Source organism: Dyadobacter sp. LHD-138 (assembly GCF_030929615.1).
In the GTDB taxonomy this organism is placed as follows: domain Bacteria; phylum Bacteroidota; class Bacteroidia; order Cytophagales; family Spirosomataceae; genus Dyadobacter.
Genome location: NZ_JAVFVU010000013.1, coordinates 58,860 through 77,774 on the forward strand (window position 1 = coordinate 58,860; position 18,915 = coordinate 77,774).

The window sequence follows — 18,915 nt, forward strand, 5'->3', positions numbered from 1 at the left end:
ATGTACGGCTCTGGGACCGCAACATTTGAATTAATTGGCGAAATTACGGATTGTTTATCTTTCCGTCAAAAACAAAATGATAACTTTCGGTGCTGAAAAATCACCGAAACGGGCAGATTTGAATTATTTTAAAGGATAATGGAAATAACGGTGCAGACTAACAGTCATTTGCTGTTTGTTTTATGATTAATTTGATTGAAAAATGATTTGGAATACCAATGCCATTTTAATAAAAACACAGGCCGCTCCCGATCATCCTTATTTTTTCGGGGCGTATAACTTTATGCTTTCATGGCTAAACGGACAAACGGAATTCACGCTCCACACTTCCGGATCAACGGGAACGCCCAAAGCTATTCTTATCACCAGGGCCCAGCTCAGCAGCAGTGCTTTCATGACGGGGACTGCGCTGGATTTGCCGGCTGGAACAAAAGCGCTTGTTTGCCTGAATATTGACTACATCGCCGGTGTGATGATGCTGGTAAGAGGTATGGAACTGGGGTGGGAGCTGAGCATCATAGCACCGGTATCCAACCCATTGATTGATATGGATTGGGATGTTTCCTTTGATTTTGTTTCAATGGTTCCTATGCAACTGGCCGCTTGTTTGTCTGACGAAAAAACGAAAAGCCATGTGAATAACCTGGGTAAAATTCTGCTTGGAGGTGCACCCGTAGGTGTCAGTTTGCAAAAACAGATCGATGAGCTGAATGTGCCGGTCTACCAGAGTTATGGGATGACTGAAACCGTTTCTCATGTCGCGCTTAAAAAACTCAATTTTCCTGTGAAAGAAGATGATTATGTTGTGCTCCCGGGTGTTGCATTTGGGGTGGATGAACGTGGCTGCCTTTTTTTGAATGGAACGGTAACCTACAGCGAAAAAATCCAGACCAACGACCTTGTCGACATTACCTCCGATACGACTTTTAACTGGCTTGGCAGGGTTGATAACGTCATTAATTCGGGTGGTGTAAAAATTGTGCTGGATAAAGTCGATGAGGTAGTTGCCGAGGTTTTTTATGAGCTGCGGTATGACAGCGATTTTTTTTCATGGTATGAAACGGACGAAAAATTAGGGCAAAAACTGATTCTGATCGTGCGGGAAACCGATCATCCTGTTTCCGTAACTGTTATTCTGGACGAAATAAGAAAACGGATTTCGGCCTATGAAACACCAAAACATGTTTACTTTGCAGCTGAATTTATAAAAACACCGACTGATAAAATTGACAAGCGGAAAACAGCTTCATTGGTTTTGGAAAATTAATCGTCAAAACTTTGAACTATGAAACCCACATATTGTTAGTCTCTTACCAATACCAGACTTATTATTTTTATGGATAAAAATCTTCAGATACCCGGTTTATACATCATTCGCTTTCAGACCGCACCGGTTGTTCCAGCGCCTTATGCCAACTTTCAGACGATCAAATTACACGTGCGTTCAGAGGATGATCTGACCGTTGATTTTTCTATTAAATATACGGATCGTGAAGATCTGGAGGAAGAGGAAATCCTGGAAGAAGGTTTTACTGCGGATGATGATTTTACCTGGAAAGGCACTATGCCGGTAAACTGGCTTAATGAATTTAATGCAATTTACGGTTCTTCAAAAATAATTCGTCAGCGGGAAGAAAAGGAATTTGAAGATTTTATTGAGATAGAAATTGAGGAAAACGATAAACGGGTAACGGTTTATCCTGTTGACAAAGAGCGCTGGGTTTATTTCCTTCAGGAATTTATGCAGGCGATTTTGGAAACTGCCGGGCGTGAACTTCCATTTGAATTGACCTATCTGGATTATGATGCGGAACCCCAAAGTGAAGTTGCCCTTAAAGCATCTTTTGCCACCAAAATCTTTACAATGAGCGAAAATAACGGTCCGTTGAAAAAACTGGACTGGGGATTTTTGCAAAAGGTCATGGACACGGTTTACCGCGCAGAATTCATCTACGACAATGCTGCCGACAAGAAACCAACCAAAAAAGGTAAATATCTTTACATCGGTGATCAGTCATGGTATCAGCTTGGTGTTGCCGTTGTGGAAACCACAGCAAAAAGCAAAGATCTCCCAATGATCGAGTCTTTGTTCTCTAAATTAGTAAGGTAATCCGCCGAAAGGTTTGTTGCGGGTTATCTCATTTTGAAGCTCATCAACCAGTTGTCCGATCCGATCCATCGATGGAGAAGGATTGGGCAACTGAAGGCTTATAAAAGCCTTTACTTCCCAAACTTCCAGGACATCGTGCAAGGCCGCTTCCAGATTCGGAATGCCTGAGATATCGGAACTTAACAGCACCACACCCTTGGTTTTGACCTGATTGAAAGCCTTTCGGTAAAGAAATCCCTGGTTTTTCAAGACAAACAGGTAATGAGCACTGTCTTTTATTTCGTACCAGTTTCTAATGAAGCTGCCAACCAGCAATGCACCCGGATATTCAAAATCGGTTCCACTTTCAAAGGCCCGGTAATAACCCGACGGTAAATTGGGTAGCTGAAAAGAAGGTAAATGCGTCAGAAATGCAGGATTCTGATAATTGGCAATGTACTCGATCCACTGATTTTTCGCTACCCACTGAATGGTTGGGTAGTGCTGCGGCCTTTCTTCCCGGTGCGCGGGAGCAATTTCCTGTCCAATACCATACTGGTTATTAAAAACCGGCATCCGATGATCGACAACAGCGGGTTGCGGTGTCAGGATCGGGGCATGGTTTTGGTGTGGATGTTGCATGGATTGTGTTGGCTGGTATTCGTTTCCGTTCACAGGCTTTAACGTCACTTGCCTGGAAACCATGCGTATCGATGGCTCTGGCTGCTGATAATGATCCATAACCTTGGATAACGGCTGCGGTTCAGCATAAGTCGGCATGCGTGCAGGAGTTGTGGAAGATCCCGAGTGAGATACGGTCATGGGGCGCGGCCCGTTCATGGGTAAAGACAACTCCGGGGTTTCACGAATTCTCCGCAGATCATTTTTTAGCAAATTGTCTACGGTGATGCCAAATGCCGCCGCCATATTCTTAAGATTGGTAAGATTGGGGTTGGCACGTGCTTCTTCGTAGGCGCCCAAAAGAGACCTCTTGATAGCAATTTTTCGCGCAAATTGCTCTTGTGTAAGGCCATTTAGCCTCCTGAGATATTTTATATTGTTGCTGACGATGCTCATGAAATAACCTTTGCGAGAAAGTTACAAAGAAATGACAAAATTTTTAGCAAAATTTGATTTGAGCACATTGAAATAAGAAGTTTTTTGAGAAATAAGAAGATATTTTGGCGCTTTTCTGTCACCCTTTCAGGGTTGAAATTACAGCGTTGGCATGGTCTGCTATAATACTGTCATCCTTTCAGGATTATAAAAAGGGAATCATTTTACGAAATTTCAACCCTGAAAGGGTGACAGTATTATAGAAAATGAACCATGATCCGCGATTCTAACCCTGAAAGGGTGACAGAATTGTATCCACGAAATTTTCATATCTTATCAAAAAACAAAAATGCGGGAAATCAAAATATACATTTCAATTTCCCGCACTATATTTTATAATCCCGTTGATACCTAACCGGATACTATTACTTGTAAATCTCTTTCCTCGCTGCTTTCAACGTATTGGTCAACAAGCCACAAATCGTCATCAGACCAACACCGCCTGGAACTGGCGTTATGAAGCTGCTTTTCGGCGCAACGTCTGCAAAATTTACGTCACCTTTGATCGCAAATCCACTTTTCTTGGTGGCGTCTTCAACGCGTGTGATACCTACGTCTATCACCACCGCACCTTCTTTTATGTAATCAGCTGTCACAAATTCCGGGCGACCTAATGCCACAATCAGAATATCCGCGGTCTGGCAGATTTCTTTCAGGTTTTTGGTTTTGCTGTGCGTAATCGTTACGGTGCAGTTTCCAGGATATTCGTTACGCTGCATTAAAATGCTCATCGGTAAACCTACGATCTGACTGCGGCCAATGACTACACAATTTTTTCCAGCTGTTTCAATACCAGCACGGATCAGCATTTCAAGAATACCAAAAGGCGTTGCGGAAATGTAGGCTGGAAGCCCTTTGCACATTCTGCCTACGTTGATCGGGTGAAAACCGTCCACATCCTTTGAAGGATCAACAGCTTCCATCACCGTATTTTCGGAAATATGTTTTGGTAAAGGCAGCTGCACAATGAATCCGTCCACATCAGGATTCTTATTCAATGAATCAACGGCCGCCAAAAGTTCTGCTTCGGTGGTTTCTGCACCGAAACGTAACAGGGTAGAAGTAAAACCAATTTCTTCGCAGCTGCGAATTTTGGACGCTACATAGGTTTCACTCGCGCCGTCCTGTCCTACCAGAATCGCCGCTAAATGTGGTTTTTTACCACCCGTTGAAACCCAGTTTTCAACTTCTAGTTTTATCTCTGACTTAATTTGGGCTGAAATCGCCTTTCCGTCAAGTAGTTGCATTTTATATTAAAGTATAATGGTAAACGTAAAGAGGATGATGGTCAGGTAATTACCTGTTCTCATACATCATTCGTGATTCTTAACTCATTTTTTAACTTTTCCATTCCAACCGACGCTTTTTCCTGAATAAAAGTCATGTTTTTTCGGAAAGTGATGTCCGGTTTTACCGGATCTATGATGTAAATTGGCTTATAAGCATTTACATAATGAACAAGGCCCGCTGCCGGATACACGGCCAGAGAGGTGCCTACGACAACAAAAATATCGGCTTGGGCCGTGATGTCCATGGCTACATCCATCATCGGAACCGCTTCGCCAAACCATACAATATGCGGACGAAGTTGGCTTCCCAATTCGCATAAATCTCCTTTTTTTAATTCCCAGGACGGTATATCGTATACCAGTTCCGGGTTTTTAGTGCTTTCCGACTTGAAAAGCTCACCATGCAAATGGACAACGTTTGTAGAGCCGGCTATTTCGTGCAGATTGTCCACGTTTTGCGTGATAATCTGCACGTCGTAATGTTTTTCGAGTTCAACCAAAGCATAATGCGCCGGGTTGGGTTTTACTGAAAGCGCCTGTTTTCTCCTTTCATTATAAAAATTCAGAACAAGATCCGGATTTTTACGCCAGGCCTCAGGCGTCGCCACATCTTCAATCCGATGATTTTCCCACAAACCACCGCTGTCACGGAAGGTACTGATTCCGCTTTCAGCGCTAATTCCTGCACCGGAAAGAACAACGAGCTTTTTCATAGTTTTTAGCTGTTGGCAATTAGCTTTGGATAATTTAGATGCTTTTAACTCTTAGTCGTTTTTTTAGCAGCTGTTTTTTTTGCAGCAGGCTTCTTGGCTGCTGGCTTTTTAATTGCCGGAGCTTTTTCAGCCGCGACTGCTTTTGGTGCTGCTTTTTTAAATCCACCTCTTCCTGCCGGTTTATCCGGCGTGTCGGCTGCGATTTGTAAAATTGCCGCGTAAGTCAGGTCAGCTGGTTCGGTTCCTTTTGGTATTTTTAAGTTACGTTTTTCGAACGCTACATAAGGTCCGTATCTTCCGTTAAGTACTTTAACGTCAGGATTTTCTGAGAACTCCTTGATCGTTTTGTTGCTGTCGGACAAGCGTTTTGCCTCGATGATCTCAACCAGACGATCTTCGGTAACGGCCATCGGATCATCTGTTTTGGCAAGAGAGTAATACTTGCCGCCGTGTTTCACATAAGGGCCAAATTTACCGACACTTACGATCATATCTGAATCCTCAAAAAGGCCAACGGTACGTGGCAATTTAAACAATTCGAATGCTTCATCGAGCGTGATGTTTTCCATCAGCTGGCCTTTTTTCAGGCTGGCAAATTTCGGTTTGTCTTCGTCTTCCGCATCACCGATCTGCACGTAAGGGCCATATTTCCCAATACGAACCGTTACTTTCTTTCCCGTCGCAGGGTCCTCGCCCAATTCACGGGAAGTCAGGCTGCGGTCGATTGCTTCCTCCTCTGCTTCACCCACTTTTTTGTGGAAAGGCGTGTAAAAATCAGTGATCATTTTTTGCCATGGAAGTTGTCCTTCGGCAATGTGGTCAAAGTCTTTTTCAACACTCGCGGTAAACGAATAGTCAATAATATCTTCAAAGTGATTTACCAGGAAGTCATTCACGACCATACCCGTGCTTGTCGGGAAAAGTTTTGACTTTTCCGTACCATACGTTTCTTTAAGCACTACGCTTTTGATCTCGTCTTTGGCAAGCGTCATTTCTTTATAAGCACGCTCAATCCCTTCGCGATCTTCCTTGATAACGTATTCTCTTCTTATAATCGTAGAAATCGTCGGCGCATAGGTAGATGGACGACCGATCCCCATTTCTTCCAGTTTCTTTACAAGGCTCGCTTCCGTATAACGGGGTGGGTTACGGGTAAAGCGCTCCGTTGCTTTCATATCGGCAAGGTTCAGAATCTGGCTGATGTTTAACGGAGGAAGCATACCTTTTTGCTCTTCATCCTCTTCATCACTCGATTCAAGGTAAACCTTTAAGAATCCTTCGAATTTAATCACTTCACCTTGTGCCACCAGTTCTTCCGGTGTTGTGGAAATGCCGATGGTTGCGGTGGTTCTTTCAAGCTGGGCATCCGCCATTTGAGAGGCGATGGCACGTTTCCAGATCAGCTCATACAAGCGCTGCTCATTTCTGTCGCCGCTTCCCTGTAAAGTTGAAAAGTCAGTTGGGCGAATAGCTTCGTGCGCTTCCTGGGCTGATTCATTTTTGGTTTTGAAAACCCTTTTGTTGTAAAACTCGGGGCCATATTCTTTGGTAATCTGTAATCTTGCTTTTTCCAGCGCTTCTTCCGACAAATTGGTCGAATCGGTACGCATGTAGGATATTTTACCAGCTTCATATAACCTTTGTGCGACAGTCATGGTCTGAAGCACTGAAAAGCTAAGTTTGCGGGAAGCTTCCTGTTGTAAAGTAGAAGTTGTAAAAGGTGGTGCAGGAGATTTTTTTGCAGGTTTTACTTCAAGATTTTTTATTGAAAAGGTAGCTTTAATACATTTTTCCAGGAATGTAAGTGCATCCGTTTCCTCAGCAAAGTTTTTCGGCAGCTCTGCGTTTAAAACTTTTCCGTTTCCTAAATCAAAACGGGCAGTAACTTTGAAACTTCCTTTTGTTTTGAAAGCATCAATTTCACGCTCACGTTCTACTACAATACGTACAGCCACGGATTGCACACGTCCTGCGGAAAGGTTTGATTTTCCGATGCGTATTTTCTTCCAGAGAATTGGCGAAAGTTCATAACCTACCAAACGATCCAATATACGACGGGCCTGCTGCGCGTTCACCAGATCTACATCGATGACACGCGGTGTGGCAATCGCATTCTGCAAGGCGGATTTGGTAATTTCACGAAAGACAATCCTTTTGGTGTCGTCAGGCAAACCCAATGCCTCTTTGAGGTGCCACGATATGGCTTCCCCTTCGCGGTCGGAGTCAGTTGCGAGCCATACTTCGGCATCCTTCGCTAATTTCTTTAACTCATTAATGACTTTCACCTTGTCACCTGAGACTTCGTAAGACGGCTGAAAACCATTGTCTATATCGACACCCATATCATGTTCGGGAAGGTCACGTACATGCCCAAAACTGGATTTAACGATAAAGTCTGTCCCTAAATAATTTTCTATGGTTTTGGCCTTCGCCGGTGACTCTACGATCACCAGATTTTTTGACATAATTTTGGAATTAAGATACTAGGTGGCTCTTTGGAGCTCAAATATAGGGCAGAAAGAAGCAAAAAATCAAAGCTATAGGCAAAAGGAGTGTGAGAAACTTCTTTTGGGCTTCACAAAAAACGTGCCATTTTACCGATTTTATGTCCGTAAATAAGCCGTGAAAAGAACAAAAGCGGAGGTTTGCCGGTTATACTTAGGTAGCCTTAGTTCATAATCATTGTAAATAAATGCAAAAAAAGAACCTGTCAAGGCTACGTTGTAAGTAATTTTGTACTTTTATGCGTTTTATTGATAACAGATAATTAGAATCGTTGAATTACTATGGCTTTTGACTTAGACATGATTAAGGGTGCTTATGCCCGCATGCAAGAAAGAGTGAAAGCTGCTCGTAAAATAGAAGGGCGGCTGTTGACTTTAGCAGAAAAAATGTTGTATTCTCACGTATGGGAAGGAACACCTTCTCAGGTTTATGAGAGCGATAAATCTTATTTTGCTCTGGTCTGTGTTACGCGTCAGGATACGAGAGCTCATAGGACATTATTATAATTTTTACAGACTGGTATAGTAAAAGGGGCAGTACTAAGGCTGTTTTATAAATCTGCCTTTAACATTGAAAAGATTTCAAAAAAGAATTCCAATATGACTATTTATAAGGAGTATATCAAAGAGATTGAAGAAAGAAAAAACCAGGGGCTTAATCCGAAGCCAATTGATGGTGCTGAATTGCTAAGCGAAATTATTGCGCAAATTAAGGATTCAGAAAATGAATATCGGGAAGACTCTCTTAACTTTTTTATTTACAACACTTTACCCGGAACCACAAGTGCTGCTGGTGCGAAAGCCAGGTTTTTAAAAGAAATCATTCTGGGAGAATCCGTAGTAGCAGAAATATCACCTGCTTTTGCGTTTGAGTTATTATCGCACATGAAGGGTGGTCCTTCCATTGAGGTATTGCTTGATCTTGCCCTTGGCGAGGATGCAAATATTGCCAAAGAAGCTGCAAAGGTTCTTAAAACACAGGTTTTCCTCTATGATGCGGATGTAGACCGTCTTAAGGTGGCCTACAAAAACGATAATCAAATCGCCAGAGAAATTCTTGAAAGCTACGCGCAGGCTGAGTTCTTTACAAAATTGCCAGAGGTAGCTGAAGAAATTAAGATTGTTACGTTTATCGCCGGTGAAGGTGATATTTCTACGGATTTGCTTTCTCCGGGTAACCAGGCGCATTCCAGATCAGACCGTGAGCTTCACGGGTTATGTATGATCACGCCTAAGGCGCAGCAGGAAATCAAAGCATTGCAAGCTGAACATCCTGATAAGAGCGTGATGCTGATTGCTGAAAAAGGTACTATGGGCGTGGGTTCATCAAGGATGTCAGGTGTGAACAACGTGGCGCTTTGGACCGGAAAACAAGCAAGTCCTTATATTCCATTTGTTAATATCGCTCCGATTGTTGGAGGTACAAACGGTATTTCTCCTATTTTCCTTACCACAGTTGACGTTACCGGCGGTATTGGTATCGATCTTAAAAACTGGGTTAAAAAGGTTGATGCGGATGGTCAGATTATCCGCAATGAAAGTGGTGATCCTATTTTGGAGGAAGTGTACTCTGTTGAAACGGGCACTGTTCTTACGATCAATACGAAGACGAAGAAACTTTATAATGGCGATCAGGAACTGATTGACATTTCGAAGGCATTCACGCCTCAGAAAGTAGAATTTATTAAGGCTGGTGGATCCTATGCGATTGTATTCGGTAAAAAGATCCAGACCGTTGCAGCGAAGATTTTGGGCATCGATATCCCCGCTGTATTTGCGCCGTCCAAGGAGATTTCTCACAAGGGGCAAGGTCTTACAGCAGTAGAAAAAATATTTAACAAAAACGCCGTTGGCACAACGCCGGGCAAAGTATTACACGCCGGTTCGGATGTTCGTGTAGAGGTTAATATCGTAGGTTCACAAGATACCACGGGTCTGATGACTTCTCAGGAATTGGAGTCAATGGCTGCAACAGTGATTTCACCAATTGTGGACGGTGCCTACCAATCGGGTTGTCACACGGCTTCTGTATGGGATAAAAAAGCGCAGGCTAACATTCCTAAGCTGATGAAGTTCATGAATGATTTCGGTCTGATCACGGCCCGTGACCCGAAGGGCGAATATCACGCCATGACAGATGTGATTCACAAAGTGCTTAACGATATCGTTGTGGATGAGTGGGCGATCATTATTGGAGGTGACTCGCACACAAGAATGTCTAAGGGTGTTGCTTTTGGTGCTGACTCAGGAACCGTTGCGCTTGCATTGGCTACGGGTGAGGCGTCCATGCCAATTCCGGAATCGGTGAAGGTAACCTTCAAAGGAGATATGAAGGATCACATGGATTTCCGTGATGTGGTTCATGCTACGCAGGCGCAGATGCTTCAGAAGTTTGGCGGAGAGAACGTATTCCAGGGCAGAATCATCGAGGTTCATCTTGGAACACTTCCTGCGGATCAGGCATTCACGTTTACAGACTGGACGGCGGAGATGAAGGCAAAAGCTTCCATCTGTATTTCTGAAGATGATACCCTGATCGAATCACTGGAGATTGCAAAAGGCAGAATCCAGATCATGATTGATAAGGGCATGGACAATAGCAAACAGGTTCTTCAGGGGTTGATCAATAAAGCGGATAAGAGAATCGCAGAGATTAGATCAGGTGAGAAACCAGGTCTTATTCCGGATGCGAATGCAAAATATTACGCTGAGGTGGTGATTGATCTTGATATAATCGTAGAGCCAATGATCGCAGATCCTGATGTCAACAATAAGGATGTTTCCAAGCGTTATACGCACGATACGATTCGACCAATCTCTTACTATGGAGAAGATAAAAAAGTAGATCTTGGTTTTGTCGGTTCCTGCATGGTCCACAAGGGAGATTTGAAAATTGTTTCTCAGATGCTTAAAAACCTAGAGGAACAACAAGGTAAAGTTGAGTTCCACGCTCCGCTGGTAGTGGCAGCGCCTACATATAACATCATCGAGGAGCTTAAAAATGAAGGCGACTGGGATGTATTGCAGAAGTACTCTGGTTTCGAATTTGACGATAATGCACCGAAAGGCGCGGCACGTACTGAATACGAAAATATGATGTATCTGGAACGTCCTGGCTGTAACCTTTGCATGGGTAACCAGGAAAAAGCAGCGAAAGGGGATACTGTTATGGCAACTTCGACGCGTCTTTTCCAGGGAAGAGTTGTTGAAGATTCAGAACGCAAAAAAGGAGAATCGTTACTTGCTTCGACACCAGTCGTTGTGCTGTCGGCAATCCTTGGACGCATTCCAAATATAGCAGAATATAAAGCTGCGGTGGTTGGGATTGACCTAACGAAGTTTGCACCTCCAGTTAAGCAGTTAAGCAGATAAAATCTGTTTAGCATGTTCGCCCGCCTGGTCACTCGGCGGCGAACATGCTAAACGGAAATACACGAAATAGTCGCTGGTGGTTCGGTTTTTGATAGGTGTGAATGTGTAGACATTAATATTAATTACTATGGCTTTTGACTTAGAGATGATCAAGGGTGTTTACGCCCGCATGCAGGAAAGAGTGGAAGCTGCCCGTAAAATAGAGGGGCGGCCATTGACTTTAGCAGAAAAGATATTGTACGCTCACTTGTGGGAGGGAACACCTTCTCAGGTTTATGAGCGAGGTAAATCTTACGTAGATTTTGCTCCTGACCGGGTTGCGATGCAGGATGCTACTGCGCAGATGGCCCTTTTGCAATTTATGCAGGCCGGGAGGCCACAGGTTGCCGTTCCGTCTACAGTGCATTGTGATCACCTTATTCAGGCAGAAGTGGGTGCTGTTGCGGATTTACAGACTGCAAAAGATAAAAATAAGGAAGTTTATGATTTCCTGGCTTCGGTATCCAATAAATATGGTATCGGATTCTGGAAACCAGGCGCAGGTATTATTCACCAGGTTGTTTTGGAAAACTACGCGTTTCCAGGCGGTATGATGATCGGTACCGACTCACACACACCGAATGCAGGTGGTTTGGGTATGGTAGCGATCGGTGTTGGTGGTGCGGATGCCAGTGATGTGATGTCAGGATTGGCGTGGGAGCTTAAAATGCCCAAGCTGATCGGTGTTAAACTGACAGGTAAACTGAGCGGATGGACGGCTGCGAAAGACGTTATTCTTTGGGTTGCAGGCCAGCTGACTGTAAAAGGTGGAACGGGCTGCATCGTTGAATATTTCGGTGAAGGCGCTGAAAGTCTTTCCTGTACGGGTAAAGGTACGATCTGTAACATGGGTGCTGAAATCGGAGCTACGACTTCTATTTTCGCTTATGATGCGAAAATGGCTGATTACCTTCGTTCAACTGAGCGTGCTGATGTAGCGGATGCTGCAAATGCTGTGGCTGGTTACCTGCGCGCCGATGACGAAGTGTATGCAAATCCTGCTGCTTACTATGATCAGTTGATTGAACTTGATCTTTCAACACTTGAACCACACGTGAACGGCCCGTTTACGCCGGATCTGGCCTGGCCTCTTTCTAAATTTGCTAAGGCGGTGAAAGAAAACGGATGGCCGGAAGTGCTTTCCGTTGGTTTGATCGGTTCCTGTACCAACTCTTCGTATGAAGATATCAGCCACGCGGCTTCGCTGGCACAACAGGCTGTGGACAAAAAACTGGTTGTAACTTCTGAATATACGATCACACCAGGTTCTGAGCAAGTTCGCTATACCGTGGATCGTGATGGTTTTCTTGATACTTTCGCGCAAATCGGCGGTGTGGTTTTGGCTAATGCTTGTGGACCTTGTATCGGTCAGTGGGCCCGTCATGGTGCTGAAAAAGGCGAGAAAAACTCAATCATCACTTCTTTCAACCGGAACTTCTCGAAACGTGCCGATGGTAACCCTAATACGCACTCATTCGTTGCTTCTCCTGAAATTGTAACGGCTTTGGCTATCGCTGGTCGCCTTACTTTTGACCCGCGTGTTGACAAACTGACCAATACAGACGGTGTTGAGGTAATGCTCGACGAACCGTCAGGACTCGAACTTCCGGCAAAAGGATTTGCTGTTGAGGATGCTGGCTATCAGGCGCCGGCAGAAGACGGAACGAAGGTACAGGTTATTGTCAGCCCGACCTCTGATCGTTTGCAATTGCTTGAACCATTCAAAGCGTGGGAAGGAACCGATCTTAATGGATTGAAACTTTTGATCAAAGCAAAAGGAAAATGTACGACCGACCATATTTCTATGGCTGGTCCATGGTTGAAATACCGTGGTCATCTCGACAACATTTCCAACAATATGCTGATTGGTGCGGTTAACTTCTACAATGAAAAAACCAACACCGTTAAAAATCAGTTGACAGGTGCGTACGGCGAAGTGCCTGCTGTTCAGCGCGACTACAAAGCCAATAACATCGGAACGATCGTTGTGGGTGATGAAAACTACGGTGAAGGCTCTTCACGTGAGCACGCCGCGATGGAGCCTCGTTTCCTCGGTGCGCGCGCTATCCTTGTTAAATCATTTGCACGTATCCACGAAACAAACCTTAAAAAGCAGGGTATGCTGGCATTGACTTTTGCCAATCCTGCTGATTATGACAAGATTCAGGAAGACGATACGATTGACATCAAAGGATTGGAAACATTCGCTCCGGGTGTTCAATTGGCAATCGTATTGCATCACGCAGATGGTACAACGGAGGAATTCCCGGTTAATCATACGTACAATGAGCAGCAAATCGAATGGTTCAAAGAAGGTTCTGCTTTGAATATAATCCGGAAATCAGTAGCCTCATAATCGGGCCGACTGATATAGATTAAAAACAGAAAAACTTCCGGAAACGGGAGTTTTTCTGTTTTATAAACAAATTAAAAAGTTGCAAATTATTGAATCGTATCGTTTTTGACAGGAACATGCAAATCGATTTTGACAATTTCGCCAATCCCTTTTTTATTCAGATTGTACTCGTTTCTGTTGATTTCAAACGTGCCCTTGAAAACACCATTATGGGCCGCACGTTCAAATGAGAACGGAAATGTGATCTCCTTTGTAATTCCTTTTATCGTCAGTGGGCCGGAAACGACGAAGCCACTATCCGATTTACTAATGGTTGAAGAAGAGAAATGAATGTGGGGATAATGTGCTGCATCAAAAAAATCCTCCGCCAGCGCATGTTTGTTTTTCAGTCCGATCCCGGTATTGATGGTATTGACCTCGACTGCTACGTTAAAGCTGGACTGAACGAGGTTGGCTTCTTCAAAGTGAATAGTCCCTTTCAGGCCTTTGAAGCTACCTTTAGCACCTTTGGTTTTAAAGGTAATGGAATAGATCTCGTCAACAATTTGCCAGTCAGTTAAGCGCATCGCTGCGTAAGCAGACAGTGTCAGGGAGATTATAATAAAGAGTAATGATAACTTTTTCATAGTCGCGATTTGGAACTGCAAAATTGATTGCCCGGATCTGAAAAAATAGCATAATTGCTTAACTGTTATTAATCGGTCGGAAAGGACTTTTGTGAAAGGGTGAAATGTAACGGTAATGAACTTTTTAGCCGTTTTTATAATTAAGTGAAATACCTTCCCTTTGATAAATTATTAACTAGTTTTATAGAGTGATTGGTCAGTCAAAATGAAAGTGAACCAGGAAAGTGGCCTTTCGGAATTACTTCAATGAAAAAACGAATTTTAAAAATGTTATTAACGATATGTATTTTAGCAGCCATACTGGTTGGCGCTGTTTATGTCTTTTTGCAAGAAGACCAGTTCGGTAAAGTGCCATCCGGTGCGCGATTGGAAAGGATACAGAAGTCTTCAAATTATAACAACGGACAATTTCAGAACCAGAGTTTTACACCGGACCTGGCAGAAGGCGTCAGCTATTACACGGTTTTGAAAGAATTTATTTTTGACAAAAGCAAAAGAATAAAACCGGAAACGGTCCTGCCATCGGTAAAAACAGATCTTTTAAACCTGAGTCCAGACGAAGATATCCTGGTATGGTTTGGTCATTCTTCCTATTTCATGCAGATTGACGGAAAGAAAATGCTGGTTGATCCCGTGTTTAGCGGAGCCGCATCACCTGTTAAATTTACCACGTCAAGTTTCGCTGGCAGTGATGTTTACGCCGTGGAGGATTTTCCTGAAATCGATTATCTTTTTATTTCACATGATCACTGGGATCACCTGGATTACGAGACGATTCTGAAACTTAAATCAAAAGTGAAGAAGGTAATAACAGGCTTGGGGACGGGCGCGCATTTTGAAGCCTGGGGATATGATCTTTCCAAAGTTGAAGAAAGAGACTGGAATGAGGCGGTGGATTTGGGGGATGGATTTACGGTGAATATCACGCCGGGACGACATTTTTCGGGAAGAGGTTTTTCCAGAAACCGCGCTATGTGGGTTTCTTTTGTTTTACAAACACCCACGAAGAAATTGTTCCTGGGAGGAGATTCCGGTTATGATACGCATTTCAAAGCCATAGGGGATAAGTTTGGCCCCTTTGATCTCGCACTCCTGGAATGCGGACAGTATAACAAGAACTGGAAGTATATCCACATGATGCCGGAAGAAGTTGGACAGGCGGCAGAAGATCTGAGAGCAACAAAACTGATGCCGGTTCACTGGGCGAAATTTGCGCTGGCACAACATGATTGGGACGATTCGATTATTCGTGTTGCCAAAGCAGCAAAACTGAAAAATATGCCGCTGGTTACGCCGATGATTGGAGAAACGGTGAACCTGAATGAAAGCAAATCGTTTCCTGCCTGGTGGGAAAATGTGAAGTAAACAGACTGATAATTTCTTGTAAGGCCGGTGTATTAATTTGCGCTGGTCTTTTTTGTTGCCGGGTTTTGTAAGTGATTTATAATGAAGGGGACAGAAGGCTGTAACAAATCAATTTCTCATACGATTGAAGATTATCTCTACATGAATCCCAATTGGTTAAGTAGGTGATACCTGTTTGACTTTTGCATTTAGCCCCAAATGGCAATATAAATTTAGCAAGATTATTTTATCTTAAATGCTATTTTTAAATGTTTGTTTAAATTATCTATTTAAACTATTTGGAAGTGTAAATTTTAATCAACACCTTTGAATCGTAATTACAAAGAAACAGTTAAAAAAAGGAGTAAAAGTGAAGTGCATAAGCAATAAGTCCAGTGAAGAGAGAATTAAGGAAGCTGCGAGAAAAGTTTTCTTAAAAAAGGGTTTCGACGGAACCACTTCGAGGGATATTGCAGAGGAGGCCGACATGAATATCGCCCTCACCAATTATTATTTCCGAAGTAAAGAAAAGCTTTTTTTGGAGATTTTTAAAGATCTGCTGACTTTGTACTTTCAAAATACGCTGGATATCTTCAATAAGGATATCGATTTCAAATCGAAGATTTTTGAAGCGATTGACCATACATATGCCATGGTGAGTGAGGAGCCGGATCTTTGCAATTTTATCATGAACGAGGTTCATAGAGCACCTGAACGCCTCATTCCTGATCTTAATTTCCTGCGGCAGGTAAAGCATACCCAATTGGGCCAACAGCTCGAAGAGGAAATAAAAAAGGGCAATATCCGTCCAATCGGTATCGAGAATGTTATTCCGATGCTCTGTGGTTATATCCAGTTTATTTTCATGGGTAAAAATATGCATATGAAAATTTTCGAGGTGGATGAGGAGCAATTCAAGCAATACGCGCTGGACCATAAGGAAAGAATCAAGGAAATGATCCTTTGTTATCTATATATCTGATTAAATTTTTTTACCCTCGGTTTAAACAAACATTTAAAATAAATATTTTATTTAACTGATACCCTAAGATGAAATTTTCATTTCACTATGCATGGCTGTTTGTCTTGCTGATGACGACGCGTGTGCATGCCCAGCAATATAATCTCGAACAGCTGGTAGATTTAGCCATGAAGAATAATTACAGTATCCAGTCGTCCATGCTGGATGAAGCCAAGACGAGTGCGAAGATTGAGGAGGTGAAATCCAATCTTTTGCCTTCGTTAAATGTGACGGGTGACTATAAGCGGTACTTCAAAATTCCCGGCCAGGTAGTTCCTGCCAGCGCATTTGGCGGTCCTGAGGGTTCGTATAGCACCCTTGCTTTCGGGCTTCCGTATAACCTTTCCACTTCGGCGCAGGTTACGCAGGCACTCTTCAATCCATCGGTGAAATATGCCCTGAAAGCCGCAGATCTGAACCGGGACCTGACTTCTCTGACAACGGTGAAAACCAGGGAAGATATCGCATACAATGTCACCGATGCTTATTACAATCTTGTAACGGTGGTTCAGCAGATGGCCTTTCTGGACAGCAACCTTATTTCGACCGACCGCCTTTATAAGGTCACTGACCTGCTTTATCAAAACCAGTTAGCCCAGCGTGTTGATAAAGACAGGATTCTGATCAATAAAACAACGACAGAAACTCAGCTGAAAACTTTGAAGAATTCGTATTCACAGCTGGTGAATTTACTGAAATATTATACAGGTATTCCGCAATCTGACTCGTTACGTATAGATATACAGGTTAAGAATGTACTGCTTCCTTCCCAGGCGGAAAAAAGTGGTGTGCGCAGAACGGATATCACACTGCTGGAACGCCAGAAAGACCTGAATGTGTTGCAGGACAAAAACCTGAAATCGGGCTATCTGCCGACGGTGAATGCTTATGGTGTAGCCAATTTGACTTATTTCGGAAAGGGCGGAGATAATTCAGTTTTCAAGCAGGTGCCCGGATATTGGGCCGGACTGCAGCTTAACTGGAATGTTTTCGATGGTCTGGCGAGAAAGGCGCAGCGTACACAAAACCGGATTGATAACGACAAGCTGACGGTTCAGTTGAAGCAACTCGAACAGTCTATCGAAATGGAAGAAATAAATGCCAGAAACAAGTTCAGCGTTGAGCAGCAGAACATCAACGCCAAGAATGACCAGGTTGCGCTGGCAAGTCGCGTTTACAAACAAATTCAACTTCAATTCAAAGAGGGAGTGGTTTCGCTTTCGGATGTGATCCAGTCGGAACAAACACTGCTGGACGCGCAAAGCAATTACCTGACTTCCCTCGTACAGCTTCTTCAGGCCGAACTCGAATGGAAAAAAGCAACGGGATCTCTTTTGAAACAATAAGTCAAAAATTAAAACTACTAACCTTCAACATTAAAACATATGAAACGGCTGTTAACATTTGTCGCCATCATTGCAGTGCTGGGCCTTACTGCTGCCAAGCTTTTAAGTAACAAGGAAGCTACGGAAGCCAAGGTTTATCAGCCGGATCCGAACCTGAAAGTAGGGGTAAGGACAACCGTTGCAGAACTTAGGAATATGTCGCAGGAAACAAAATTCCTGGGTTCGTTTACCCCGAACAGGAAGATTGAAATCCGTCCACTTGCCGGCGGAGAAATTATACGCCTGAACATACAGGAAGGACAGCACATCAGCGCCGGACAGCTACTTGCCAAATTGGATGACGACCAGCTTCGTTTCCAGGTGGAGGCGTTGCAGGTAACGTTGGAGGGGTATCAGAATGACCTGAAACGTTATGAGGTTTTGGTAAAAGGAGACGCGGTTCCGGCGATTAACATCGAGCGGACGCAGCTGAGCATTCGCGGTACGCAGGCGCAAATCAAGCAATTGAACAAACAGATTGCCAATACCAGTATTATCGCGCCGTTTTCAGGCATTGTAACTTCTAAACTGGTTGAAAAGGGATCGGTTGTTTCGATCGGGACGCCGATGGCGGAAATTACGGATATTGCTTCTTTGAAGCTGCTTGTGAATGTGCCTGAAAAGGCGATTAATCAGTTCCGTTTGGGGCAGTCGATATCGGTTCTGACAGAGGTTTATCCGGATGCCAAATTTCAGGGAAAAGTATCGATGATTGGAGCGCAAGGTGATGATTTACATAATTATCCGGTAGAAATTACGGTTCAAAACACAGCAAATAATCCTTTGAAAGCGGGGATGTACGGCTCGATAGCCAATTCGCATGAATTGAAAGGTGAGTCACTGGCAGTTCCCCGTCAGGCGATTCTGGGATCGGCCAAGGATCCTCAGTTGTATGTGGTTGAAAATGGTAAGGCTGTTCTGAAAAATGTAGCGATAGGCGTTGCAACCAATGACTTTTATGAAATTACCAAAGGGCTTAAAGCGGGCGATCAGGTGGTGACAAGTGGTCAGATCAACCTGCAAAACGGAACGCTTGTAACGGCTCAGTAAACCTTATTCCT

At 43.5% G+C, this 18,915-nt stretch carries 14 protein-coding genes; 9 read left to right on the forward strand and 5 right to left on the reverse strand.

Features of this window, described 5'->3' with window-relative positions; translation table 11 throughout:
* Positions 1-202 precede the first annotated feature (202 nt).
* Entirely contained in the window at positions 203-1,267 is a 1,065-nt protein-coding gene (locus RB622_RS11830; protein WP_308046757.1) for an AMP-binding protein, read from the forward strand.
* 69 nt (positions 1,268-1,336) lie between these two features.
* On the forward strand, positions 1,337-2,110 hold the full coding sequence (locus tag RB622_RS11835) for a hypothetical protein (protein ID WP_308046758.1): 774 nt from the start codon (positions 1,337-1,339) through the stop codon (positions 2,108-2,110).
* Here RB622_RS11835 and RB622_RS11840 read toward each other — a convergent pair.
* The 4 genes from RB622_RS11840 to topA all read right to left on the reverse strand — a co-directional run bounded on the left by RB622_RS11840 (position 2,099) and on the right by topA (position 7,672).
* Entirely contained in the window at positions 2,099-3,166 is a 1,068-nt protein-coding gene (locus RB622_RS11840; RefSeq protein ID WP_308046759.1) for a helix-turn-helix transcriptional regulator, read from the reverse strand. The genes RB622_RS11835 and RB622_RS11840 overlap by 12 nt on opposite strands.
* A gap of 404 nt (positions 3,167-3,570) precedes the next feature.
* On the reverse strand, positions 3,571-4,452 hold the full coding sequence (locus RB622_RS11845) for a tetrahydrofolate dehydrogenase/cyclohydrolase catalytic domain-containing protein (protein WP_308046760.1): 882 nt from the start codon (positions 4,450-4,452) through the stop codon (positions 3,571-3,573).
* A gap of 59 nt (positions 4,453-4,511) precedes the next feature.
* Positions 4,512-5,207 carry an NAD-dependent deacylase gene (locus RB622_RS11850; RefSeq protein ID WP_308046761.1) on the reverse strand — a complete coding sequence of 232 codons (696 nt, stop codon included), beginning with the start codon at positions 5,205-5,207 and terminating at the stop codon, positions 4,512-4,514.
* A gap of 44 nt (positions 5,208-5,251) precedes the next feature.
* Complete coding sequence (gene topA, locus RB622_RS11855) at positions 5,252-7,672, reverse strand: type I DNA topoisomerase (protein WP_308046762.1); 2,421 nt, start codon at positions 7,670-7,672, stop codon at positions 5,252-5,254.
* 321 nt (positions 7,673-7,993) lie between these two features.
* Here topA and RB622_RS11860 point away from each other — a divergent pair, with 321 nt between their 5' ends.
* The 3 genes from RB622_RS11860 to RB622_RS11870 all read left to right on the forward strand — a co-directional run bounded on the left by RB622_RS11860 (position 7,994) and on the right by RB622_RS11870 (position 13,478).
* Entirely contained in the window at positions 7,994-8,218 is a 225-nt protein-coding gene (locus tag RB622_RS11860) for a hypothetical protein (RefSeq protein WP_308046763.1), read from the forward strand.
* Positions 8,219-8,311: 93 nt separating this feature from the next.
* On the forward strand, positions 8,312-11,083 hold the full coding sequence (locus RB622_RS11865; RefSeq protein WP_308046764.1) for a bifunctional aconitate hydratase 2/2-methylisocitrate dehydratase: 2,772 nt from the start codon (positions 8,312-8,314) through the stop codon (positions 11,081-11,083).
* 127 nt (positions 11,084-11,210) lie between these two features.
* Positions 11,211-13,478 carry an aconitate hydratase gene (locus RB622_RS11870; RefSeq protein WP_308046765.1) on the forward strand — a complete coding sequence of 756 codons (2,268 nt, stop codon included), beginning with the start codon at positions 11,211-11,213 and terminating at the stop codon, positions 13,476-13,478.
* Positions 13,479-13,564: 86 nt separating this feature from the next.
* On the opposite strand, the gene RB622_RS11875 is transcribed toward RB622_RS11870, so the two are convergent.
* Positions 13,565-14,104 carry a YceI family protein gene (locus tag RB622_RS11875; protein ID WP_308046766.1) on the reverse strand — a complete coding sequence of 180 codons (540 nt, stop codon included), beginning with the start codon at positions 14,102-14,104 and terminating at the stop codon, positions 13,565-13,567.
* A 267-nt stretch (positions 14,105-14,371) separates the two neighbouring features.
* Here RB622_RS11875 and RB622_RS11880 point away from each other — a divergent pair, with 267 nt between their 5' ends.
* From RB622_RS11880 to RB622_RS11895, 4 genes are all read left to right on the forward strand, one after another.
* Positions 14,372-15,469 carry an MBL fold metallo-hydrolase gene (locus tag RB622_RS11880; RefSeq protein WP_308046767.1) on the forward strand — a complete coding sequence of 366 codons (1,098 nt, stop codon included), beginning with the start codon at positions 14,372-14,374 and terminating at the stop codon, positions 15,467-15,469.
* Between the two features lie 349 nt (positions 15,470-15,818).
* The gene (locus RB622_RS11885) at positions 15,819-16,430 is read left to right on the forward strand and encodes a TetR/AcrR family transcriptional regulator (protein ID WP_308046768.1); all 612 of its coding nucleotides are present in this window, start codon (positions 15,819-15,821) and stop codon (positions 16,428-16,430) included.
* Between the two features lie 68 nt (positions 16,431-16,498).
* Positions 16,499-17,815, forward strand: a complete 1,317-nt coding sequence (locus RB622_RS11890; protein ID WP_308046769.1) for a TolC family protein — start codon at positions 16,499-16,501, stop codon at positions 17,813-17,815.
* Positions 17,816-17,854: 39 nt separating this feature from the next.
* Positions 17,855-18,904 (forward strand): efflux RND transporter periplasmic adaptor subunit, encoded by a 1,050-nt coding sequence (locus tag RB622_RS11895; protein WP_308046770.1) that lies wholly within the window; start codon positions 17,855-17,857, stop codon positions 18,902-18,904.
* The last annotated feature ends 11 nt before the right edge of the window (positions 18,905-18,915 follow it).